We start from the raw sequence: 22430 nt of genomic DNA, 5'->3' as shown, positions 1-22430 counted from the left end.
GGCGACGCCCTGTCCATCGGCGGCAACCACCTCATCCACGCCCTGCGCCGCAACGTCAACCTGAAGATCCTGCTGTTCAACAACCGGATCTACGGACTCACCAAGGGCCAGTACTCCCCCACCTCCGAGGTCGGCAAGATCACCAAGTCGACACCGATGGGCTCCCTCGACGCCCCCTTCAATCCCGTGTCGCTCGCGATCGGGGCCAATGCGTCCTTCGTCGCGCGCTCCGTCGACTCCGACCGCAAGCACCTCACGTCCGTCCTGCGGGCCGCGGCCGAGCACGCCGGAACCGCGCTCGTGGAGATCTACCAGAACTGCAACATCTTCAACGACGGCGCCTTCGAGGTCCTCAAGGACAAGCAGCGGGCGCAGGAGAGCGTGATCCGGCTCGAGCACGGGCAGCCGATCACCTTCGGCGCCGAGGGCTCCAAGGGCGTCGTGCGCGACCCGGCCACCGGCGACCTCGAGGTGGTCGACGTCACCGAAGGCAACCGGGCCGAGGTCCTCGTCCACGACGCCCACACGGCCTCGCCGACCTTCGCGTTCGCCCTGTCCCGGCTCGCCGACCCGGACACCCTGCACCACACGCCCATCGGCGTCTTCCGCGACATCCGCCGCCCCGTCTACGACGTCCAGATGTCCGACCAGCTCGACGCCGCCATCGAGAGAGACGGCAAGGGCGACCTCGCCGCGCTCCTCGCCGGCGGCGACACCTGGACCGTGAGGAGTCCGGCATGACCTACGTGATCGCGCAGCCCTGTGTCGACGTGCAGGACAAGGCCTGTGTCGACGAGTGCCCCGTCGACTGCATCTACGAGGGCCCGCGCAAGATGTACATCCAGCCGGACGAGTGCGTGGACTGCGGCGCCTGCGAACCCGTGTGCCCGGCCGAGGCGATCTTCTTCGAGGACGCCGTCCCGGCGGAGTGGGCCGGATACCGCACCGCCGACCGGGAGATCTTCGCCGAGGTGGGTTCGCCGGCCGGGGCCGCCGGCGTCGAACCGTTCGCCGCGGACCACCCGGTGGTGGAGCGGGAACCGGTGAGCGAACCGCGCTAGGCGCCGGGGGCCGAGCCTTCAGGCAGGAGGCGGCCTTCACCTCCTCTCCCGTGGTTCTTCAGTGGGGCGGGAGACGGTGATGACGAGAGCACCCCGATGCTCGCCGACGCCACCGCGCGCCATCGTCCGGACTCCGTCACAGAGGACTCTCTCCATGAATCTCTCCTCCTCACCGTCCACCGCCCCGTCGACCGGCCCGACCTCCGCCCCGTCCCCCGGCTCGCCGGCCGCCGGTCGGGCCGGTGCGGTCACGGACGTCGCGCCGTTGCAGGTGCCGCCGCCCGCGGCGGTCTTCCTCGGGCCGCACCACCTCGTCCACCGGCCGGACACCCCGGAGGGCTTCCTGCTGTCCGCCACCCCTCCCGGCCGGCACCGTTTCGGCTTCTCCGCCCGTCTGTCCGAGGGGCATCCGCTGTGCTCCGACTCCACCGCCCCGTTCCACGACATGCTGTACCCGATGGAATCGCTGCGGCAGATGGCGATCTTCGCGGCCGGCCGCTACTTCCGGGTCCCCGCCGACCGGCGGATCCTGCTCGCCGACTGCGCGTTCGCCATCACCGGCCTGTCCTCGTGGCAGCGTGACGCGCCCGCCGACGCCCGGCTCACGCTCGACCTCGACCTGACACCGGCCGACGTGGTCAACGGAGTGCCCCGGTCGATGGACTGCGGCGCCTCGATCAGCATCGACGACGAGGAGTGCGGGACGGTCCGGGCCCGGCTGGTGTTCCTGATGCCGGGCGTCTACCGCAACCACCGGGCCGACTCGCGCAGGGAGAGCGAGCTGACGGCGGACGGCAACAGCGGGCTGCCGCCCGGGCACGGGACCCCGGGTGCCGAACTCGTCGGACGGTGCAGTCTGCGCAACGTACTGATCGGGCTGCCTCTGGAGGAGGACGACGAGTCCCTGACCTTCCCGGTCAACATCCCCGCCGCCCGTGAGGTGCTGCCCGACTCGGGGTCGGAGGTGCCGGCCGCACTGTTCCTCGAAGCGTCCCGCCAGGCAGCGCTGTTCGGGGTCGGTGAACTGTACGGCCTCACGCCTGGGCACGCCGTCCTGACCCGGTGGGAAGCCGTGTTCCGCGGCTTCGCCGAGCCGGGCCTGCCGCTCGTGTGCTCGGTGCGGCCGCAGCACCGGGGCGCGCCGGGCGAGGTGCTCCGGGACGCCGCGGGGCGCCCCTTCGCGGAGCTCTCCATCGTGTTCACCCAAGGGATGCGGGTGGTGGCGGAGGTCAGCACCTCCGTCCTGCAGATCTGCTGACGGCCGCGCACCGGTGGGGGCGGGCACACACAAGGAGCAACCATGCGCTTTCAGGTACTGGGCCCGGTGCGGATGTCGCCGCGCACACCGACGGCGGCCAAGCCGCGCGTGGTCCTGGCGACCCTGCTGGTGAAGAACAACAGCGTCGTGTCCGCGCACAGTCTGATCGACGAGTTGTGGGGGACGACGCCGCCGCGCACCGCGTCCACGACCCTTCAGGTGTACGTGTCGCACCTGCGCAAGGCGCTCACGGCCCCCGGCAGACCACCGGGCGCCGGCGAACAGCCGCTGCTGACCCGGCCGCCGGGCTACCTCATGCGGGTGGCGCCCGAGGAACTCGACCTGTTCCTTTTCGAGTTGCTGCGCGCACGGGGACGGTCCGCGTACGACGAGCGGAACTACGACGACGCGTCCCGGCTGCTGAGCGAGTCCCTGGCCCTGTGGACGGGCCCGGCACTGTCCGGCATCCCGCAGGGCGCCGCGCTCCAGTCCACGGCGATCCGGCTGGACGAGCTGCGCTCGGAGACTCTGGAGCAGCGGATCAGCGCGGATCTGAAACTGGGCCGCCACCAGGAACTGATCGGTGAACTGATGGCGCTGGCCCACGAGTTCCCGATGCGCGAGAGCCTGCACGGGCTGCTCATGGTGGCGCTGTACCGGGCCGGGCGGCAGTCGGACGCCATCCAGGCCTACCACCGGATCCGCCGCACGCTCGTGGACGAGCTCGGGGTGGAGCCCGACAGCTCGCTCAAGCGCATCCTGGCCCGGCTGCTCGCCTCCGATCCGGCACTCGCCTGGCATCCGGCGCGCGACCGGACCGGCACCCCCGCACCGGACCCCCGCGCGGCCGCCGAGGCCACGCAGGCGTCGCCCGCCGACCTGCGTCCGCCGCTGTGGCTGCCGCCCCCGCTCGCCGACTTCACGGGCCGCGCCGAGGAACTCGAACAGTGCACCCGGCTGCTCACCGGGACCGGTCGCTCGGCTCCCCGCATCGTGGCCGTCTCGGGACGGCCCGGCGTCGGCAAGACCGCCCTGGCCGTACAGCTGGCCCGCCGGATCGACGGGTTCGCGGCCGGCCGGGTGCTGGTGCCGCTGCGGGACTCGGCCGGACGGGCCCTGACCGCGCCTGCCGCCATGGCCGCGCTGCTGCGCCGTCTGCTGCCGCCGGGCCCGGACGGTCCCGCGGCCGTCCCCGACGGACTCGACGAGCTCGCCGACCGGCTGCAGCACATCACCCGTGGCCGGGAACTGCTCCTCGTCCTCGACGACGCGGTGTCCGAGGCCCAGATCCGGCCGCTGCTCGCCGCGGTGCCGGACGCCGCTGTCCTGCTCACCGGCCGCCGCCCGCTGGCCGCCCTGGAACACGCCCGGCACCTGGTGCTGGACGGGCTCGGGCAGGAGGAGGCCGAGTCGCTGCTGCTCACCACCGGGGGCCCGCGGATGGCGCAGGACCCGGCGGCGGCGACCCGGATCGCCCGGCTGTGCGGACGGCTGCCGCTGGCGCTGCGGGTCGCGGCGGGCGGGGCGGCCGTGCAGCCGCACTGGCAGGCGGCCGGACTCGCGCGCCGGCTGGAGGACGAGCGCACCCGGCTCGCCGCGCTGTCGCTGGGCGACCTGGACGTGCGCAGCAGCCTGCTCACCGCCTACCACGAGGTGTCGGAGGCCGACCGGCACGCGTTCCGCCGGCTGGGTCTCGCGCCGGTGCCCGACTTCCCCGCGTGGGCCGCGCAGTCCCTGCTGGGCACCGCACCCGAGGCCGCGGAGGGGCTCCTCGGCGCGCTCGTGCGCGCCCAGCTCCTCGACGTGCGCCAGGAGTCCGGGCCGGACCCCGTCCCCGGCGGGGGCGTGCGGTACGGCTACCACACGCTGCTGCGCTCGCTGGCCCTGGAGATGCTGGCCGAGGTCGACGGCGAGGAGGCCGTGGCGGAGACGGTCGGCCGGCTCGGCCGGGCCTTTCTGCTGCGGGCCAGGGCCGCCGACGCGCGGCTGGCCCCCGGCCGGGACCGGCTGGCGGGCGTGCTGGAGACGGCCTGCGGGGAACTGCCGCCGCAGGACAGCGCGGTGAGCACGCCGCTGCGCTGGTTCCGGACGGAGTCGGCGGGGCTGCTCGAGATGGTGCGGCGGCTGCACGCGGCCGGACTGTGGGGACTGACCTGCGCACTGGCATCGGCGACGAGCGGATACTACGAGGCCTGCGGGGTGTGGGACGACTGGCGGATCGGCCATGAGCTGGCGGTCGACGCGGCCCGCCGCAGCGGTGACGCGCTCGCGGAGGCCACGCTGCTGCGCTCGCTGGGCGATCTGGCGTGGCAGCGCCGGGACGCCGCGCGGGCCGTGGACCACCATCGGCACGCGGCGCGGCTGTTCGCGCTCACCGACGACGGGATCGGGGCGGCCCGCTGTGCCGCCGGGGAGGCCGACGTGCTGCTGGGGCAGGGCGAGTTGGGGCGGGCGGACGCGCTGTACCGGCAGGCACTCGAGCGGGCCGCGGCCGAGGGGGACACCCGCGGGTGCGCGGAGGCCGAGCGTGGCCTGGCGCTGGTCGCGCTCCTGACGGGCCGGCCCGCCGACTGTCTCGACTCGCTCGAACGGTGCGCGGGCGCGGCCCGTGCGCTGGGCGACGTCCGCTGGCACGGTTACGCGCTGCGGCTCGGCGGGCAGGTGCGTGCCGCGGGGCGAGGCACCGTCGCGTGGCCGTACCTCGAAGTGCGGCCCGGTGTGTGGCTGATGAGCGAGGGGCCGGTGGCCGCGGCGTCGCCGACCGCCGGCTGACGGGGGCGGCCCGGGCAGACGGCGGCCCCGTCGCGTCCTGAGGGACGTGGCGGGGCCGTGTGCCGCGGGTCAGGCCGGGCGCAGCGCGCGCAGGGTGGCCGGGTCGAGATCTGGGAGACCGGGCCGGCGGGGTGCCGGACGGCGGTTCCGGAGCATCTCGCGCCACTGTTCGGGGCTGAAGCCGGCCGGCTGCGTCGTGGTGATGAAATCGCGCAGCACCGACAGGAACCGGTCGGGGTCGCTGCGGAAGGGGAAGTGGCCCGCTTCCTCGAAGATCTCCAGCCGGCTTCCCGGCATCGAGACGTGTCCGAGGCCGGCGTGCAGGGCCGGGACGACCCGGTCCCGGCCGCCCCAGACCAGCATGGTGGGCATGCCCTGGGCCAGGTAGCACCGGTCGAGCATGGTGCCGACCTGTCCGCGCCAGTCGACGACGGCGCGCAGGGTGCGGACGAACGCGTTGCGCGAGGTGGCGTCCGGCAGGGCGTCGACGACACGCAGCAGGTCGGGGGCGTCGACGGCGAGGTCGGTGCCCAGCCACTGCATGACCTTGACGGCGGCTCCCACCTGCCAGCGCATGGTGGGCAGTCGCAGCATCTGCAGGACCAGTTCGGCCCCGGGCAGGGACGCGGCCCGCAGCAGCGGGGTGACGTGCCGGCTGACGCCGCCGGTGCCGACCAGAACGAGGCGCTCGCACCGTTCGGGGAACTGGTAGGCGAACTGCATCGCCACGGCACCGCCCAGGGAGTGCCCCACGATGGTGGCGCGTTCGACGCCGAGGACGCTCAGCAGGTCCCGCATGCCGTTGGCGTAGGCGGCCAGGGAGTAGTCGGCCCGCGGTTTGTCGGAGTGCCCGTGGCCGAGCAGGTCGGGGGCGATGACCCGGTGGCTGCGGGCGAGGCCGGGCATGACGTCCCGCCAGGTGTCGGACGAGTCGCCGATGCCGTGGATCAGGAGGACGGCGTCGCCCTTGCCGGCCATCCGGAAGGCCCTGCGGTGGCCGTGCACGGTGCGGTGGCGCAGCCGGATGCCGGCGCCGCGGGGGCCGGGGGGTACGGACTGTGCGGACAGGGACACGGACGTCATGCCTCCTCGTGCCGCCCGTGGCGGGTGTGGCCGCGGCGGCCGTCGCTCGTGAACGGCGCCGGTGCGGGCGGCCGGTGCCGGGTGGTCGTCAGATCGCTCTCGATGACACCGAGCGAGGCGAGCGACTGCCAGGGGCGTACCGTTCCGGTCGTGGCCTTGGGTGTGGGTCCGTCAGTCATGGCTGCGTCTCCTCGACGTCCGTACGGGCGAATGGGTTCGGTGGTGTCCTCTTCGGGTGTGGTGCGGTGCTGGTGCGTGGCCGGGCGGGATGCGGGTCAGCGCCGGCGGCCGGTGAGCCGGGACAGCAGCAGCTGGGAGAAGAGCCAGCTCCGCATCGCGCCGAGGTGGCCGGGAGAGCCGTGCACGTCGTCGAACGTCTTGACGCGCAGGTCGGGCAGGGCGGCGAGGAGCCCGCGCTCGGCGGCGGGGATGATCTCGTCGCGGCTGCTGGCGACGTACCGGACGGGCACGCGCACCCGCCTCAGCCGGTCGGCTGTGAGGGCGTGTCGGGGCAGGGCGGACCACAGGGCGCCGGGGTCGGGGGCGCCGGTGAGCCGGCACAGTGTGTCGACGGTGATGCGGGGGATCCCGGGGCGCCGGCCGGTGTCGGTGAAGAAGGCTCCGACGGGTGCCCCGACCGTGAGGATGCGGCGGATCCGGGTGTCCTCGGCCGCGGCGTGCAGGGCGAGGTTGCCGCTGAAGCTGAGGGTGAGCAGGGAGGTGTCGGTGACGTCCGCCCGGTCGGCCAGCTGGTCCAGGAGGTGCGGGAGCAGCTCCCAGGAGTCCGGCCGGTAGGTCAGGGTGTTCTCGCCGACGCCGGGGAACTCGGTGACGACGGCGGCGTATCCGAGCCGAGCGAGCAGGGGCAGCAGGGGCGCCCACTGTTCCTTGACGCTGACGATGCCGCCCATGACGACCAGCAGGGGGCGGCGCCGGGCGGGGTGCAGGCCGGCGGTCCAGCAGGCCATGCGGCCGTTCTGGAAGGGGATCTCCAGCCGCTCGATGGCGCGGTCGCGGCGCCAGGTGTCGAAGGACTCGACGCCGAGCCGTCCCGCGGCGGCCCTGACCGGGTCGCCGTGGTAGGGGAAGCGGGCGAGCGCGAAGTGGGCGCAGGCCTCCAGGTGGCGGCCGCGGACCGCGGCGGCGCGGCCGGCCCGGGTCCAGGTGACGGCCCAGGAGTCGGGGTCGCCGGGCCGGTCGTTGCTGATCCCGGACAGGACGCGGGCGGCCTTGCCCGGCGCCATGCCCTGTCCCCGGGCGTGCAGGAGGGCGAACTCCTTGAGCTCCGGCAGAGGATGCTCGGTCACGCGTGGTCGTTGCAGTTCCTGTCGGTCCATGATGGCTCCCCGCTGTATGCGGTCAGTGTCCGGGCCGCCGCTTGCGGGCCGGTTGTATCTCGGGTGCCGGCGGTCGGTTCACCACCAGTCGCCGCGCTCGCTCCGGTCGTCCTCCTCCTGCCCGAGCACCTCGGCCAGGGCGTCGACGATGCCGGCGTCGAGCATGGTGTGCGCCTGCGTGTCGGTGGTGACGCCGAACCCCGAGTCGCCCACGGCGACGCTGACCGTGTACCGGTCGAGCAGTCCGTAGGTCCGGAAGGACCACTCGTTGCCCGAGCCGGGGGTGCCGTCGGGGCGCCGCACCTCGGTCGGGGTGCCGTCGGTGTCGAACCCGAAATCCGTGAAGCGGAACTGCATGCCGAGTCCGATGGCCTTGCTGTAGGCCTCCTTGAGCGTCCACAGCCGCACCATGGCCGGGTCCCGCTCGTCGTCCGCCATCGCCTCGATCCGCTCGGCCTCGTGCGGGGTGCACAGGTGCCGGCCGAGTCCTGCCCCGTACAGGGTGCGGTCGGAGCGTTCGGCGTCCACGCCGATGACGGCGCCGGTGGCGAGTCCCACCAGGAGCAGGTCCTCGGTGTGGCTGAGGCTGATCTGCACGCCGTCGTAGCCGTGCAGGTACGGGCGCCCCGAGGGGGTGTAGCCGAGTTCCACCGACTGCGGCGGCACGTGCAGCGCGGCGCCCGCGGCGAATTTCAGGAGCACCCGTGACGAGGCGAACCGGGTGCGCACCTCGGGATGGGTCAGGTCCAGGTAGCGGGACCAGTCCCGGCCGAGCAGCGCGCGCAGCCGCGGCCCCCCTGCTCTCTCGGGGCGCCAGTCGTCCAGGCGTGCGTAGAGGATCGCGGTGGCGTGGGTGGCGAGGTCACGCCGGACGCTGTTCCAGTCCCCGCGCGGCCCGGTGATCTCGATCGGTTCGCCGAACGTCCGGCTCGGGGAGGGTTTCCCTGGAGCCGTCATCGAATTCCTCCATGGTCTGGCGGAGATCGCCGAGCAGGTCGGCGGCGGCCGCCCCGTCGATCACCCGGTGGTCGAATGTGAGCCCGAGCCGCATGACGGGCGCCGCCACGACCCGTCCGTCCCGTACGACGGCCCGGTCCACGACGCGTCCCGCGCACAGGGTGACGGCGGTGCCGCCGGCGGAGTGGAACCCGTCGACGGTGCCGTGTCCGAGGGAGCTGACCGACACCGTGCCGAAGATGCCGGGGCGGCGGCGCGGGTCGCGCAGGGCGGCGGCGAAGGCCGCCCGGCCGAGGGGGACGGGCAGCCGTCCCAGCATCCGCACGCCCTTGAACTCCGGGAGGGCGGCGGTGTCCTCGCCCCGGTAGCGGTCGACGTGTTCCTGGACCTGGTCGAGCGAGAGCGTCTCCAGTCCGGGCACCAGGGCGGAGAGCACGGTGCGCTCGCCGTCGACGGTGCGGTCCAGGGCCAGCTTCGCGGTCACCGGGCCGAACCGTACGGTCCGGGGCCGGCGCAGAGGGGACGGCCAGCCCGGTGCCATCACCGCGTTGGCCTCGGGGTGGCGGGCCATGGACCGCCCGGTGGCGTGCAGCAGGTAGCTGACGACGGAGTAGCGGGTGCCGTCGGCGCGGGCGGCGGCCCGGTGGGCCTGGATCCGGGTCATGTCGATGTCGGTGTCCAGGTGCACGGGCCGCTGTCCGGCCGCCCACTCCAGGAAGTACAGGGTGTGGCGGCGGCGGCGTTCCTGGTGCCACCGCGGTGTGCCGGTCATGCCGGGACCGCCAGTTCGTAGAACCGGTGCAGGCTGCGGGCCTCCAGGACCCGGCCGACGGGGACGGCGCGGCCGGTGGCCAGCTCCACCGCGGTGACGAGCTTGAGCAGGTGCAGCGAGTCCCATTCGGGCAGTTCGTCGAAGTCCGCGCTGACCTGCTCGTCGGTGACGGGCAGGCCCAGTTCGTCGCGGACGGTCGTGACGAAGTCGGCCAGGCTGTAGGCGGGGTGTGTGGTGGTCATATCCTCTCCAGGGCGAAGCCGGCTTTGATCCACTTGCTGGACTCGACGGCGACGGCGAGTGCCTTCTGGCCGGCCGTCATCTTCTCCAGGAGCCGCTCGATCTGCAGGAACGGCAGTGCGTTGCCGTTGTTGCCGGTGTCGGCGACGCAGGAGATCTCGGTGGCCGAGGGCACGTCGAGCTGTTCGGTGATCTTGCGGGTCATCCGGCCGGACAGCTGCGGCGGCAGGATGTAGTCCAGCTCGTCCTGGCCCCAGTCGAGTTCGCCGAGCAGTTCCCACAGGATCTCCACGGCCATCACCGGGACGTGCTCCTCGATGGCCTTGTAGTCCTCGGTGAGGGCCTGCCGGTCGTCGTGGCGGTCGGCGAGGCCGAACCACTCGATGACCTGGCCGGGCTTGCGGCCCAGACCGGTGAAACGGTTCAGGACGTGCCGCAGGACGACCTGGGCGCCGCGCGGCTCGTCGGTGAGGACCGCGGCTCCGGCGCCGTCGCCGAACAGCACGAAGTTGACCAGGTCGCTGGGTGCCGCCTTGGTGAGGTCGCGGTCGATGTCGAGGTGCTTGCTGCACACGTCGCCGCCGATGACCAGGCCGGTGCGGTACTCGCCGGAGGCGATGAGGGTGCGGCCCAGGCTCAGTGCCTGCACCGCGCCCGCGCAGCCGGACTGCAGCTGGAACGTGGGCACCTGGTCCAGGCCGAGCAGGTCGGCGACGTTGTTGACGGTGGCCGGCATCAGGGTGTCCGGGGTGGCGGTGCCGAGGACGACGAAGTCGATGTCGGCCGGGTCCACCCCGGCGGCGGCGATGGCACGCTCGCCCGCCTGGGCGCACAGGTCGGCCAGCGACCAGCGCACCGCACCGGTCCTTAGGTCCCGGGCGAAGTGCCGGGTCCTGGTGCCGATGAACATCTCGATCCATTCCTCGTTGGCACCCAGGACCCGGGCCAGTTCGGCGTTGTCGACCGCCTCGCCGGGCAGTGCCGTGCCGACGGAGGCGAGATGGACCCGGCTCTCGTGCGGGTGGTCGCTCATGCTGTCCTCTCCTGGGTGCTGTCGGTGTCGGGAGCGCAGTACTCGCGCAGGAAGTCGACGAGGTCACCGACCGACGCCAGGCGGGGCAGCAGGTCCTGCACCGTCAGTCCGGCGACGGCGGGCAGGCGTTCCTCCAGGCGCTTCTTCAGCTCCATGACCATCACGGAGTCGAAGCCCAGGTCCTCGTAGAGCCGCAGCAGCGGACCGAGTTCGGCCACTTCGTAACCGCCGACCTGTCCGATGGCGGCGAGGGCCGTCTCGGTCACGGGGTCGGCGGGTGCGGGGCGCTCGAGGACGAGCACCGCGGTGTCCGTGCCCCGGCCGGGCTGCCGGGCGGGTTCGTCGGGCACGGCGGCCGGCCGCGGCAGGCCGGAGCGGCGGACCGGGCCCGCGGTCCAGTACCGGTGTTCGTCGCTGAAGGCGTACGGGGTGAGCCGGTACGGTGCCTGGTCGCGCGTCTCGTAGACGCTCTCCCAGCGCGGGTCGAGGCCGCCGCGGTACAGCTCGGCCAGGGTGTCGGCCAGGTCCTGGCCGCCGGAGTCCGCGGCGCGCACCGGGGTGGTGGCGACCGGCCGGGTGCCGGAGGCGGGACGGGGCAGCTTGCGGGTCAGCGAGGACAGGACGGGCGAGGGGCCGATCTCCACGGTGTGGCTGGGGCCGGCGTCGCGCAGCGCGGTGAACGCGTCCGCGAACAGCACCGGCCGGCGGATGTGCGCCACCCAGTAGTCGGCGTCCATCGCCTCGCCGTCCAGGAGCCTGCCGTACAGCGTGGAGTACAGCGGCAGCCGGGGCACTCCCCCGCCGACCTCGCGTGCGATCTCGGCGAACTCGTCGAGCATGGGCTCCATCTGATGGGAGTGGAAGGCGTGCGAGACGCTCAGCGACCTGGTCCGGAACCCGTTCCGCTCCAGCTCCTCGGCCAGGCGCCCCAGCGCCACGGAGTCGCCGGACAGCACGGTGGCGCGCGGTCCGTTGACGACGGCGACGCCGACCTGCGGCTCGTCGGCCAGCAGCGCGGCGAGTTCGGCGTGGCCGGCGGGAACGGCCAGCATGCCGCCGCCCTCGGGCAGTTGCTGCATCAGCGCGCCGCGTGCCGTGATCAGGCGGGCCGCCGCGTCCAGGTCGAACACGCCGGCCAGGCAGGCCGCCGCGTACTCGCCGACGCTGTGGCCCAGCAGCGAGGAGGGCTCCACGCCCAGTTCCTGCAGCGTGCGGCCGAGGGCGTGGCCGACGGCGAACAGGGCGGGCTGCGCCCACCGGGTGAGGTGCACGGCCTCGTCGCCGGTCAGGACGAGGTCGCGTACGGAGCGGCCGGTGTGCGGGAGCAGCGCGGCGTCGGCCTCGTCGAGGAAATGCCGGTACAGCGGCGAGTCCTTGTAGAGGCCGGCGGTCATCCCGGGGTACTGGGAGCCCTGCCCGGTGAACAGGAACGCGGTGCGCGGGGCCGCGCCCGCCTCGCCGGTGAGGCGGGCGAACAGGGCAGGGTCTGCCACGGCCGCGTGCAGGCGCTGGACGAGGGTCGCGGTGTCCGGGGCGCTGACCGCGAAGCGGTGGCGGTGGCCGGACTTGACCCGGTGGGAGTTCCAGCCGACGGCGCCGACGGGGGCCCGCCGGGCGCTCAGTGCGTCGGCCTGCGCGGCGAGGTTGCGGCGCAGGGCCTGCGGGCTGGGCGCGGTCAGGGTGAACAGGGCGCTGCCGATGCCCCGGGGCCGCTCGTCGGTCCCGGCGCCCGGGCGAGCGGCGGCCGACGGTGCGGACTCCAGGATCGCGTGGGCGTTGGTGCCGCCCATGCCGAAGCTGCTCAGTCCGGCGACGCTGGTGCCGCGGGGCAGCCGCAGGGGTGCCTTCAGGAGGCGCAGCCCCTTGCCGCGCAGGTCGAGCCGCTCGTTCTCCTTGGCCGCGAATCTGCTGGCGGGCACGGTGCGGTGGTGCAGGGACAGGGCCACCTTGATGAGTCCGGCGATGCCGGCGGCGCCCTCGGTGTGCCCGAGGTTGCCCTTGACCGAGCCGAGGGCCATCGGCCGGGCGGCGCGTCCCGCGTGGTGGTGGCCGAGGGCCGAGACCTCCATCATGTCGCCGAGCACGGTGCCGGTGCCGTGTCCTTCGGTGAAGGCCACCTGGTCCGGTTCGATCCCGGCCCGCCGGTAGGCGGCTCCGATGACCTCTTGCTGGGACCAGCGGTTGGGGGCGGTGATGCCGTTGCTGCGGCCGTCCTGGTTGACGGCGGTGCCGCGGATGACCGCGTACACCTGCTGTCCGTCGGCGAGCGCGTCCTCCAGGCGGCGCAGGACGACGGCGCCGACGCCCTCGCCGCGGCCGATGCCGTCGGCCTGGGCGCTGAACGGCTTGCACCGGCCGTCGGGCGCGGAGAGTCCGGCCTGGTTGTAGAAGATGGACAGGGCGGGGGTGAGGGCCACGTTGACGCCCGCCGCGAGGGCGTAGTCGCACTCGCCGGACAGCAGGGCGTTGCCGGCCAGGTGCACGGCGACGAGGGACGAGGAGCAGGCCGTGTCCACCGCGAGGCTGGGGCCCTTGAGGTCCAGGTGGTAGGAGATCCGGTTGGCGGTCATGCAGTAGCCGTTGCCGGAGCCGACCTGGGCGCTGACCCGGTCGTAGTCGGTGAGGTGCAGCTGGGCCCACTCGTTGCCCATGATGCCGACGTAGACGCCGGTGGCCGTGCCGGCGAGCTGCTTCGGGGCGATCCCCGCGTCCTCGACGGCGCGCCAGGCACACTGCAGCAGCAGCCGCTGCTGCGGGTCCATGGCGGCCGCCTCGCGGGGGGAGACGGTGAAGAACTCGTTGTCGAAGGCGTCCGGGTCGTCGATGAAGCCGCCTTCGGTGGTGTTGGCGCGGCCTTCCGCCGGGGTCGGCGAGTAAAAGTCCGCGGCGTCCCACCGCTGCCGGGGCACCGAGGAGATCCCGTCCCCCGAGCGCATGAGCAGGTCCCAGTAGGCGCCCGCGTCGGGCGCCCCCGGGAAGCGGCAGTCGAGACCGACTATGGCGATCCGGTCCATCAGCCCGCCGCCGGCTCGGCCAGACTCTGGGCCAGGTGGGTGGCGAGGGCCTGGACCGTCGGGTAGTCCCAGGCGACCGTCGGTTCGAGGATCAGGTCGTAGTCCTCCTCGATGTCGCCGCACAGGCTGAGGGCGGCGACGGAGTCGAGGCCGTACTCGGCCAGGGGCACGCTCGGGTCGATCTCCTGAGGCCTGCGCTTGAGGTAGAGGGCGATGCGGTCGGACAGCCACGTGGTCAGTTCTTCGGTGGTGCGTCCGGTGGTGGGAACGGACATTCTGCGCTCCTCGGAAGGGTTCCTCGGTCGGTCAACTCGACGGGCTGGGAGGGTGTTTCAGCCTGCCAGCGGGGTGTTGTAGAGGTCGTAGCTGCGGGCGTCGCGAAAGCGGCGGAGCACCTCGTCGTGCAGCCGCGTCTCGCAGGTGGCGGGCAGGTCGGGCAGCCGGTGGCCGAGGCGTCGGCCGAGCCGGTGCAGCGCCGCGGCGAGCCAGGCCGGGTCGGCGAGGAAGTCGTCCGGGCCGCCCTGGGCCTGCTGCCACACGCCGATCACCGAGGCGGCCGCGAGCAGCACCGCGTACCGGTCGGCGAGGGCGAAGGTGGCCGGGCTGGCCAGGGCGGTGCGGTCCGTCGGGGTGAGGGTGAGGCTCTGCTCCTGGATCTGGCGCAGTTCGTCCATGAGGCGCAGGGCGGCGCCGTGGGCCGCCCGTTCCTCGGGGCTCGAGCTGGGCAGCCGGTCGACGGCGGCGACCAGGGAGGCGCTGAGTCCGTCACGGCCGCCGGCGAGGGTGAGCCGGTCGAAGGGGATGCCGGGCAGGTCCTCGCGCGGCCGGAACAGGGTCGCGGGCGCGGGGTCGTCCGTGAACCAGGCGCGGCGGGCGAGCCGGGACAGCTGCGGGATGATCGTGGCCTGGCAGGCCGCGGAGCCGGCGTGGCCGAGGCTGAGGACCGGCAGGTCGCGTACGTGCTTCTGGAAGATCCCGAACTCGCCCTCGCGGGTGTAGAACCGGGCGCCCAGCACGATGGACAGGTCGTACATCGCGTCGGTGAGCATCTTGGGGACCAGGTACTTCACCACGGCCGCGTAGACGCTGGTCTCCTCGGGCAGCACGTGCACGGCGCGGGTCGCGGCGAGCGAGAGGCTGTCGCAGATCAGCAGGTCGAGGAAGGTCGTGGACAGGGTCGCCTTGGCGTGCGGGATGTCCATGACGGACTTGCGGTACAGCTGTCGTCCGAGGGCGAAGCCGGTGACGGTGCGCAGGGCGGTGTCGGTGGCGCCGAGGGCCATGCCGGGCACCGCGCTGCGGGTCATCTGGAAGGCGCGCAGGGCGAGTTCGACGCCCTTGCCCTCCTCGCCGACGAGCGCGGAGGCGGGCACCGGGCAGTCCGCGAAGTCCAGGCCCGACAGGTGGCAGCCGCGGACTCCGACCGCGTCGTAGCGCGGCAGGACCCGGAAGCGGTCCTGGTCCAGGGTGTCCCGCTCGGCGAGTACGACGGAGTGGCTGCGGCTGCCGGGGGCGGGGCTGGTCCGGCTGAACAGCACCCAGGCCGCGGCCCGGTCCGCGTTGTTGATGACCTGCTTGGCGCCGTTGAGGAGGTAGCCGCCGTCCACCGGGCGCGCCTGGAACTCGTTGCGGACGAAGTCGTTGCCGTGGGCGAGTTCGTGGTAGGCCACCGACACCTTCTTGCCGTCGAGCAGGAGCTCGGCGAGGCGTCGTTGCTGCTGCTCGGTACCGGAGCTCCACACGTTGACGGCGGCCATGAACGAGGTGACGCCGTAGCCGAGTCCGAGGGCGATGTCGCGGCGGAAGACCTGGCGCATCACCCGGACCAGGGTGTCGATGCGCTCCAGGCGACCGCCGAGGTGCACGGGCACGAACTCGGCGTTGAGGGCCAGTTCGTCCAGGGCCCGCTCGCCGGGCTCGGACAGTTCGCCGCGCTCGTCGTCCGCGAGCAGGGCGGCGTAGGAGAGCTCGCCGCGCTCGTCGGTGGGGTCGCCGAGGCGGTCCTCCAGCTCGGCGATGCGCGCGGCGACCCTGTCTTCCTGGCCGCCGGACGGGTGGGTTCCCTGTGCTCCGGCGGACGCGTGGTGCGACCCGTCGGCCGCGGTACCGATCAGCATGGCGTCCTCTCAGTTACGTGCGGTGGTGGCGTCGGCCACCGGCTCGGCCTGGGTGTTCGGCAGTCGGTGAGGGCGTAGCGAGAACAGTTCACCGGCGCGCCGGGTGGTGATCAGGTGGTCGAGCAGAGCGTCGTGGGCCTCGTCGCCGCCGGGTTCGCCCAGGCGGTCCAGGATCCGGTCGAGGGCCGCCCGCAGCCACAGTCCGTCCCGCCACAGAGGTTCCGTGGCGGTGCCGGTGAACAGGGGGGCGCTGTGGGTCCACAGGCCGATGCAGACGGCCGCGGCGTGGCAGAGGGCGTAGCGGCGGGCCACCTCGAAGGCGGCCGGCGGTACGTCGCCGACGATGCCCTGCCACTGCTCCATCTCCTGGTGGACGCGGTCGGTGAGGTCCGCGACGCGGCGGGCCGCGGTGGCGGCGGGGGCCAGCGCGGGCTGTCCGGCGGCCAGCTCGGCCAGGCGGGCCACCGAGGGTTCGAGGCCGGCCAGGACGCCGCTGCCGCGGCGGGCGACCAGGGACAGCCGTCCGGGGTCGAGGCGGGGCAGGGGCGCGGACAGGTCGTAGGCGTCCTGGGCGCCGGTGATGTCGCCGGTGCCGCGCTGCCGGCCGCGTACCAGTGAACGGAACTGGTTGACCAGGGAGTTGAGGTTCACCAGGGTGTTGCCGTCGAACATGCCGACGATGCGGTGGTCGCGTTCCACCTTCTGGAACGAGCCGTGCGCGTGCACGCCCTTGAGGAAGGCGCGGGCGCCGAGCACCCGGGTGAGCCGGGTGAGGACGTCCTCGGTGCCGCTGGGCAGCAGGTACTTGGTGACGGCCGCGGTGATGCTCATCTCGTCCGTCTGGGTGTGCACCAGCCGGGAGGCGGCGGTGCCCAGTGCCTCGTGCAGCAGCACGTCGGCGGCTGCGGTGCCCAGCACCCGGCGGGCCTGCGGAAGTTCGACGAGACGCCGGCCGTAGAGCTCGCGCTCGAGAGCGAAGTCGACCGCGATGCGCAGGCCGTGGTCGGCGGCGCCCAGGGACAGGGCCGCGCACATGGTGCGGGTGAGCTGCAGCGCCTTGAGGACGATCTCCAGGCCCGCGCCCTGTGCTCCGACGAGCGCGGACCGGTCGACGGCCGCGCCCTCGAAGGCGATGCCGGAGATGTCCGCACCGCGGATGCCGTGGGTACGCACCTTGGGCAGATGCCGGTAGGTGGCGGGGTCCAGCTCGCGCTTGTCGACGAGCAGGACGCTGAAGCCGCGCGGTCCTCCGGCCGGGTCGGTGCGGGTGAGCAGGGACAGCAGGCTGCCCCTGGTGGCGTTGTTGATCAGCCACTTCTCGCCGTCGACGAGCCAGCCCCGCTCGCTCTCGGTGCCGCGCACCTCACCGGCGAGCAGGTCGCTGCCGTGGGCGCGTTCGGTCAGGCCGAGCGAGACGGGCACCCCGGCACGGATGTCCGCGCCGAGCGCGGCGGCCTGCTCAGGGGTGCCGGCCACCCAGACGCAGATGCCGCCCAGATAGGTCTTGCCGTGCCCGATCGCCACGGTGAGGTCGCGGCGGGCGACGGCGCGCATGACCTGGAGCAGGGTCGCGTAGTCGGTCAGCCGGCCGCCGTGTTCGACGGGCACGTAGTGACCGGGCAGGCCCCAGTCGTCGAGGCGGCGGCAGATGTCGCCGGGGAACTCCTCCTTGTCGTCGAGTTCCACGCAGCGCTCGTACGAGAACCAGCAGCCGGGGTCGTCGGGGTCGCCGAGGAACGCGTCGAGTTCCTCGGCGACCGACGGTGTGGGCTCGCTCATGTCAGGCCGTCGCCGCCAGGGCGGTGCCGGAGGCGTCCGCGACGATCTGGCGGACGCCCGGCTCCAGCACCTCGTACAGGGGGGTGAGCTCGCCCTGCAGGAACAGCTTGCGCATCAGGGTGCGCTGGATCTTCCCGCTGGTGGTCTTGCGGACCGTGCCCGGCCGGACCAGGAGCACATTGCCCGCCGGGACGTTGAGGTGCTGCCCGATGCGGCTCTGGATGGCCGTGGCCAGGCTGCGCAGGTCGCCGTCGACGGCGCTGATCCGGACCTCCTGCACCACCACGAGGCGCTCACGGTCGGTCTCGACGGTGAACGCGGCGCCCGCGCCGACGCCCAGGGCCTTGTCCGTGGCCTGCACGGCCCGCTCGACGTCCTGCGGGTAGAGGTTGCGCCCGGAGAAGATGATCAGCTCCTTGAGGCGGCCGGTGACGTAGAGCTCGCCGTCCTCCAGGGCGCCGAGGTCGCCCGTGCGCAGCCAGCCTCCGGCGTCCTCGCCGCCGTCGCCGTCGGCGATGTGCGCGTCGAAGATCTCCACGTTGGTCAGCGGGCGCTTCCAGTAGCCGGAGGCCACGCTGTCGCCCTTGACCCAGATCTCGCCCACCGAGCCCTCCGGGCGTTCGACGCGGGTGTCGGGGTCGACGATCTTCACCGTGAAGTCGTGGATGACGCCGCTGCTTACCAGGTCACGGCTCGGTCCCTCGGCCACCGGGTCGGTGAGCGTGCCCTGTTCGAGGGCGGTCACGTCGACGGTGCGCACGGCGGGGCGGCGGTCCTTGGGGGTGCCGGAGACGAGCAGGGTGGTCTCCGCCATGCCGTAGCAGGGGAAGAACGACGCGGGCTTGAAGCCGGCGGGCGCGAAGCGCTGGGTGAACGCCTCGATGGTCTCGCGGCGAATCGGTTCGGCACCGTTGGCGGCGCTGACCCAGGTGGACAGGTCGAGTTCGGCGAGCTGCTCGTCGGTGACCCGGCGCACGCACAGGTCGTAGGCGAAGTTGGGGCCGCCGCCGATGGTGACGCCGTAGTCGCCGATGGCCTTCAGCCAGCGGTACGGGCGGCGCAGGAAGGACGTCGGGGAGAGCAGCACGGCGGAGCCACCGATGTACAGCGGGTGCAGGATGTGCCCGATGAGACCCATGTCGTGGTAGAAGGGCAGCCAGCCGCCGAACCGGGTCTGCCCGTCGGTTCCGGCGGCGTTCTGGATCGCGGCCTCGTTGGCCAGCAGATTGCGGTGCGAGACCATGACGCCCTTGGGGTCGCTGGTCGAGCCGGAGGTGTACTGCAGGAACGCGAGGTGCTCGGGGGTGAGGTCCGGCACCCGGTACGCGCTCGCGTCACCGTGGTCCGCGATGTCGGTCGCCAGGCACATGACGTCGGTGAAGCCCTCGGAGGCGAGCCAGGCGGATATCTCGGGCGCGCTCGCCGAGTCGGTCAGCACCGCGCGGACCTGGGCGTCGCGCAGGATGCCGGACACCCGGGCGAAGTGCTGGCCCTGCTCGGTGGGCAGCGGGGCGGGCACCGCGACGGAGCCGGCGTACAGGCAGCCGGTGAACGCCTTGATGAAGTCGGTGCCCGAGGGATACAGCAGGAGCACCTGTCCGCCCGCGGCGCCGTTCGCCTGCAGCCAGGAGGCGATCCGCCGGGCCTCGTGGTCGAGTCCGGCGTACGACAGGTGCTCGGGCACCGAGCCATTGGCATCATCCGGCAGAAAGATGAACGCGTCCTCGGTACCGAGCTCGGCCGCACGGTCCAGAACCAGTTCCGTGAAGGTTCGGAAGCTTGTCAACGTCTTTGCCTGGCCTCTCCGAGATCCGCAGGCGTGGTGCCGGCGATGGCTGTCTGGGACGCCTCCGAGACTGGCCCGCGGTGCTAAGGCGCCGCTTGTGCTGCCCGGCCCGGGGTCCGACGGCGGTCCGGCAGCGGACCGGCGGCCGACATGCGACTGCCGCCCGCCGGCGGGGGTCGGCGAGCGGCAGTCGGCCGCGCCGCACACCGGGAGTGTGCGGCTCCCGGCTCCGTGCGGACCGGCCGGGCCCGGGCGTGGCGGGGGATGGTGACACGCCGGGGCGGTGCCGGTCCCCGGCCGGAGCCGGGTGGTCCGAGAGGTACGGTGCTACGGGAGAGTCACGGCCGGTGTGAAGGCCGTGTGGAGCGTGACGTGGCCGGGCCGCGCCGGCAGTCGGGTCAGGTCGTGGCGGAAGTCGAGGGCGCCGTCGTCGCCCGTGCGCACGGTCTCGAAGCCGAGCGACGGGTACAGGTCGCGGACCTTGCCGTTCTTGGCGGTGGGCCGGTACGAGGCGAGGACTGCCGGTGCCGCGGTGTCCCGGGCGTGCGCCAGCAGCGCGGCCAGGGCGGCCTGTTCGATGCCGCGGGCGAAGACCCGGCAGCTGAGCAGCACGTTGTCGATGCGCAGCGCGTCCGGCCCGCGCTCGGCGAACACCGCGCCGACCAGTCCGTTGTCGCCGAAGCGGTCCGCGGACCGGACGGCCAGGACCAGGTGGCGCGGTGAGTCCAGCAGGGCCCGCACCTGGTCGGTGTCGAGGCGCCGGGTGGTGAGGTTGAACTGGTTGGTGCGCAGGGTGAGCTGCGAGACGCGGGGCACGTCCGCCTCGGTCACGGGGGCGACGGTGACCCGGACGTCCAGGGCCCGGAGGTAGTCCTCCGTCGACGCGGCGCTGTCGAGGAGTTCCAGGCGTCCGGCGTCGGCCCGGTACTGGCCGGCCCGGCCCCGGTCCGCCTCGGTCAGTTCGCGGACGTCGAACCAGCCGTCGGCGAGCAGCCGGTCGATGTGCAGGGCGGGCTCCTCGTCGAGGCGGACCACGGCGATCTCGGGTACGGAGGTGGCGACGAGGCCGCACTCGAAGGGCGAGTCGTCGACGAACACGAAACTGTCGGTGCCGAGGTTGAGCCGTGCGGCCATCTCCCGCAGATTCACGTCCTTGGGCCGCCAGTTGGCGGTGATCCGCACGAAGTCGTCCGGCCGCAGCACCATGTCGGGGTGGTCCGCGAGCACCCGTTCCACCGGTTCCTGGTCGTTCTTGCTGCACACGCCGAGCAGGACGCCCTGGGAGCCCAGCTGGCGCACCGCTTTCTGGAAGGCGCCGAAGGCCTCGCCCCGGTAGGTCCCCGCGACGGCGATGCCGTCGGGGCCGTCGTCCCCGAGGATGCCGTCCCACAGGGTGTGGTCCAGGTCGACGACGAGCACCTTCTTGGTGCGGCCCCGCAGCGCCCGGGCCAGGTGGGCGACCTCCCGGGCGTACCGGCCGAGCAGTTCCCCGCCGAGGTGTTCCTTGGTGTACACCGCGAGCCTGCTGTCGCGGGCCGGGCCCGACTCGGCGATCAGCGGATCGAGGTCGACCACGTGCACCCGGGGGTGGTCCAGCGCGATGCGCAGCACTCCGGCGTTGAACTCCCGCCACAGCAGTGACAGTTCGGTGCGCGAACGGTGGTCGACGAGCTGGCGCAGGTGCCCGGGCAGCAGTGGCAGGGTGTTGAGCACGAGGGTTCCCGAGCCGTCGCGGACGTACGTCCCGGCGAGCCGCTCGAGCAGGCCGAGTTTGGCCGCGACGGCGTCGGCGACGTCCGACACCCGCCAGGGCTGCGGGAGTTCGTCGAAGACGAGCTGCGCGTCGAGCACGACGAGCGACAGGTCGGTGTCGTCGGCGTACAGCGCTCCCGCGGTGTCCTGCAGATCGCGCCGCCAGCCGTCGTGCTCGCCGTGGGTGGCGCGCAGCGGAATGCCGTGGCGGGCCAGTTCGGCGGTGAGCGGGCCGGTGAGCGCGTCCAGCGTGCCGTGTCCCGACACCGTGACGTTCAGCGGCCGGGCGTCGGGGTGCGCGGCGTGGATGCGGGCGGGGTCGACCCGGGCGAGCAGCCGGCCCGCGCGGGCCAGGTCGGCCGCGGCCGCGGGCCCCTGGGCGAGTGCGGCCAGCAGGGCGCACACCTCGGGGAACTCCTCGGCGAGCCGCCCCTCGGTGTGCAGGGTACGGATGCGGTCGAGCGCCTCGGCGCGGTCGGTGGGAGCGGGCCTGGTCGCCACGGGTGCGCTCACGGACTCTTCCTCGCTTCGCTGCTGGCTTGTCTGACGGTCGGCCTGAGCGCCGCGGCGCTCAGGCCGCGGCCACGCGGCTCTCGGTGAGGCCGCCGTTGAGGCGGCTCCAGGTGCGGCGGCGCAGCCGGGGGCCGGTCACCCGGTACAGCAGGCGGACGGGCCCGGGCAGCCGCCCGAGGAACTCGTCCCTGCGGTCGGTCCCGGCGGCCTCGCCCAGCGCGGCGAGCATGTACAGCCGGTGCGGCTTGGGCACCGCGGCCCGGCCGCGCTCGCTCAAAAGCGCCCACTCCGCCGCGGTGAAGCGGCCCGGGACCAGCGGCAGGATGTACCGCTCCTCGTCGCCGAGGTGCTCCTCCAGGGCGGGCAGCAGGGCGGCGCAGGCGTCCGCCGTCTCGTCCCTGAGGCCCGGCTCGGCCCGGTCGGCCCACCGCGGCAGGGCGTGTTCGAGACGGCCGAGGGCGTCGGCGATCCGCTCGTGCTGTTCCTCCATCCGGGCCACGAGGCGGGCGTCGACGGCCGGGTCGGCCGCGAGCCGCGGCCAGACCAGCTCGTCCTCGGCGAGGTGGTGCTCCGTCAGCATCTGGCCGAGTGCCGCCAGATGGGCGGCGACGAAGGCGGCGCGCGCCGTGTCGCCGGGGGCGACGGCGCGGACCACTGCCACCGCCGCCGCGTACTCCTGGAGGAAGAGGCGGTGCACGACCACCATCTCCCCGGTGTCCGGCGCACCCCGTCCGTTGCTGGCCGACATCCTTCTCACCCTGGCCTTCGTGGTCGGTACGTTGCCGCCGGATCCTGTCCGGCCGGCCTTAAGCGGTTCTTGTGCCCGCATTTTCGCTACGAGAGTTTCGTTATTCAGGGTACGAGCGCCTCCCGCGATTACGCAACGCACGTTTCGTAATCGGCTGGATCGGGCGGGCCCCGGCCGCCCCGCCGGACGCCGGCGAACGCCGTGCGCG

The 22430-nt window shown here is 73.3% G+C and carries 18 protein-coding genes; 4 read left to right on the top strand and 14 right to left on the bottom strand.

The window, feature by feature from the left end; translation table 11 throughout:
• The 4 genes from AB0E62_RS37405 to AB0E62_RS37390 form a co-directional block, all read left to right on the top strand.
• A partial coding sequence (locus AB0E62_RS37405; RefSeq protein ID WP_362204701.1) for a thiamine pyrophosphate-dependent enzyme occupies positions 1-741 on the top strand: 741 nt, incomplete at its 5' end.
• A complete protein-coding gene (gene fdxA / locus AB0E62_RS37400; RefSeq protein ID WP_362204698.1) occupies positions 738-1061 on the top strand; it encodes a ferredoxin in 324 nt (107 codons plus the stop codon). The genes AB0E62_RS37405 and fdxA, both read left to right, overlap by 4 nt.
• A 154-nt stretch (positions 1062-1215) precedes the next feature.
• Positions 1216-2319 (top strand): AfsA-related hotdog domain-containing protein, encoded by a 1104-nt coding sequence (locus AB0E62_RS37395; protein ID WP_362204696.1) that lies wholly within the window; start codon positions 1216-1218, stop codon positions 2317-2319.
• A 42-nt stretch (positions 2320-2361) separates the two neighbouring features.
• Entirely contained in the window at positions 2362-5091 is a 2730-nt protein-coding gene (locus AB0E62_RS37390; protein ID WP_362204693.1) for a BTAD domain-containing putative transcriptional regulator, read from the top strand.
• A 69-nt stretch (positions 5092-5160) separates the two neighbouring features.
• Here the strand turns inward: AB0E62_RS37390 and AB0E62_RS37385 are convergent, their stop codons facing one another.
• The 14 genes from AB0E62_RS37385 to AB0E62_RS37320 form a co-directional block, all read right to left on the bottom strand.
• Positions 5161-6174: an alpha/beta hydrolase gene (locus AB0E62_RS37385; protein ID WP_362204690.1), complete on the bottom strand. Its 1014-nt coding sequence runs from the start codon at positions 6172-6174 to the stop codon at positions 5161-5163.
• Positions 6171-6353, bottom strand: a complete 183-nt coding sequence (locus tag AB0E62_RS37380; RefSeq protein WP_362204687.1) for a hypothetical protein — start codon at positions 6351-6353, stop codon at positions 6171-6173. The genes AB0E62_RS37385 and AB0E62_RS37380 overlap by 4 nt, the downstream gene beginning before the upstream one ends.
• A gap of 96 nt (positions 6354-6449) precedes the next feature.
• Entirely contained in the window at positions 6450-7481 is a 1032-nt protein-coding gene (locus AB0E62_RS37375) for an alpha/beta hydrolase (RefSeq protein ID WP_362204684.1), read from the bottom strand.
• 108 nt (positions 7482-7589) lie between these two features.
• On the bottom strand, positions 7590-8468 hold the full coding sequence (locus AB0E62_RS37370) for a 4'-phosphopantetheinyl transferase superfamily protein (protein WP_362204681.1): 879 nt from the start codon (positions 8466-8468) through the stop codon (positions 7590-7592).
• On the bottom strand, positions 8374-9240 hold the full coding sequence (locus tag AB0E62_RS37365; RefSeq protein WP_362204678.1) for a 2-oxo acid dehydrogenase subunit E2: 867 nt from the start codon (positions 9238-9240) through the stop codon (positions 8374-8376). Before AB0E62_RS37365 ends, AB0E62_RS37370 begins: the two co-directional genes overlap by 95 nt.
• A complete protein-coding gene (locus tag AB0E62_RS37360; protein ID WP_362204675.1) occupies positions 9237-9482 on the bottom strand; it encodes an acyl carrier protein in 246 nt (81 codons plus the stop codon). The genes AB0E62_RS37365 and AB0E62_RS37360 overlap by 4 nt, the downstream gene beginning before the upstream one ends.
• Entirely contained in the window at positions 9479-10513 is a 1035-nt protein-coding gene (locus tag AB0E62_RS37355) for a 3-oxoacyl-ACP synthase III family protein (RefSeq protein ID WP_362204672.1), read from the bottom strand. Before AB0E62_RS37355 ends, AB0E62_RS37360 begins: the two co-directional genes overlap by 4 nt.
• Positions 10510-13527: a beta-ketoacyl synthase N-terminal-like domain-containing protein gene (locus AB0E62_RS37350; RefSeq protein WP_362204669.1), complete on the bottom strand. Its 3018-nt coding sequence runs from the start codon at positions 13525-13527 to the stop codon at positions 10510-10512. The genes AB0E62_RS37355 and AB0E62_RS37350 overlap by 4 nt, the downstream gene beginning before the upstream one ends.
• Positions 13527-13802 carry an acyl carrier protein gene (locus tag AB0E62_RS37345; RefSeq protein ID WP_362204666.1) on the bottom strand — a complete coding sequence of 92 codons (276 nt, stop codon included), beginning with the start codon at positions 13800-13802 and terminating at the stop codon, positions 13527-13529. The genes AB0E62_RS37350 and AB0E62_RS37345 overlap by 1 nt, the downstream gene beginning before the upstream one ends.
• Positions 13803-13859: 57 nt before the next feature.
• A complete protein-coding gene (locus AB0E62_RS37340; RefSeq protein WP_362204663.1) occupies positions 13860-15644 on the bottom strand; it encodes an acyl-CoA dehydrogenase in 1785 nt (594 codons plus the stop codon).
• A 9-nt stretch (positions 15645-15653) separates the two neighbouring features.
• Positions 15654-17423, bottom strand: a complete 1770-nt coding sequence (locus AB0E62_RS37335) for an acyl-CoA dehydrogenase family protein (RefSeq protein WP_362204660.1) — start codon at positions 17421-17423, stop codon at positions 15654-15656.
• A gap of 1 nt (position 17424) precedes the next feature.
• A complete protein-coding gene (locus tag AB0E62_RS37330) occupies positions 17425-19209 on the bottom strand; it encodes a fatty acyl-AMP ligase (RefSeq protein WP_362204657.1) in 1785 nt (594 codons plus the stop codon).
• A 327-nt stretch (positions 19210-19536) separates the two neighbouring features.
• A complete protein-coding gene (locus AB0E62_RS37325) occupies positions 19537-21474 on the bottom strand; it encodes an HAD-IIIC family phosphatase (RefSeq protein ID WP_362204654.1) in 1938 nt (645 codons plus the stop codon).
• A gap of 58 nt (positions 21475-21532) precedes the next feature.
• Complete coding sequence (locus tag AB0E62_RS37320) at positions 21533-22222, bottom strand: hemerythrin domain-containing protein (protein ID WP_362204651.1); 690 nt, start codon at positions 22220-22222, stop codon at positions 21533-21535.
• Positions 22223-22430: the final 208 nt, after the last annotated feature.

It is taken from the genome of Streptomyces sp. NPDC038707, from assembly GCF_040636485.1.
GTDB lineage: Bacteria > Actinomycetota > Actinomycetes > Streptomycetales > Streptomycetaceae > Streptomyces.
The sequence above is the reverse complement of the archived record's forward strand: the minus strand, read 5'-3'. Positions and strand labels throughout refer to the sequence as shown.

What these genes read in the sequence shown, in the direction of transcription:
- fdxA (WP_362204698.1), top strand. Translation starts at nt 738, where the DNA reads ATGACCTACGTGATCGCGCAGCCCTGTGTCGACGTGCAGGACAAGGCC.
- AB0E62_RS37395 (WP_362204696.1), top strand. Translation starts at nt 1,216, where the DNA reads ATGAATCTCTCCTCCTCACCGTCCACCGCCCCGTCGACCGGCCCGACC.
- AB0E62_RS37390 (WP_362204693.1), top strand. Translation starts at nt 2,362, where the DNA reads ATGCGCTTTCAGGTACTGGGCCCGGTGCGGATGTCGCCGCGCACACCG.
- AB0E62_RS37385 (WP_362204690.1), bottom strand. Translation starts at nt 6,174, where the DNA reads ATGACGTCCGTGTCCCTGTCCGCACAGTCCGTACCCCCCGGCCCCCGC.
- AB0E62_RS37380 (WP_362204687.1), bottom strand. Translation starts at nt 6,353, where the DNA reads ATGACTGACGGACCCACACCCAAGGCCACGACCGGAACGGTACGCCCC.
- AB0E62_RS37370 (WP_362204681.1), bottom strand. Translation starts at nt 8,468, where the DNA reads ATGACGGCTCCAGGGAAACCCTCCCCGAGCCGGACGTTCGGCGAACCG.
- AB0E62_RS37365 (WP_362204678.1), bottom strand. Translation starts at nt 9,240, where the DNA reads ATGACCGGCACACCGCGGTGGCACCAGGAACGCCGCCGCCGCCACACC.
- AB0E62_RS37360 (WP_362204675.1), bottom strand. Translation starts at nt 9,482, where the DNA reads ATGACCACCACACACCCCGCCTACAGCCTGGCCGACTTCGTCACGACC.
- AB0E62_RS37355 (WP_362204672.1), bottom strand. Translation starts at nt 10,513, where the DNA reads ATGAGCGACCACCCGCACGAGAGCCGGGTCCATCTCGCCTCCGTCGGC.
- AB0E62_RS37350 (WP_362204669.1), bottom strand. Translation starts at nt 13,527, where the DNA reads ATGGACCGGATCGCCATAGTCGGTCTCGACTGCCGCTTCCCGGGGGCG.
- AB0E62_RS37345 (WP_362204666.1), bottom strand. Translation starts at nt 13,802, where the DNA reads ATGTCCGTTCCCACCACCGGACGCACCACCGAAGAACTGACCACGTGG.
- AB0E62_RS37340 (WP_362204663.1), bottom strand. Translation starts at nt 15,644, where the DNA reads ATGCTGATCGGTACCGCGGCCGACGGGTCGCACCACGCGTCCGCCGGA.
- AB0E62_RS37335 (WP_362204660.1), bottom strand. Translation starts at nt 17,423, where the DNA reads ATGAGCGAGCCCACACCGTCGGTCGCCGAGGAACTCGACGCGTTCCTC.
- AB0E62_RS37320 (WP_362204651.1), bottom strand. Translation starts at nt 22,222, where the DNA reads ATGTCGGCCAGCAACGGACGGGGTGCGCCGGACACCGGGGAGATGGTG.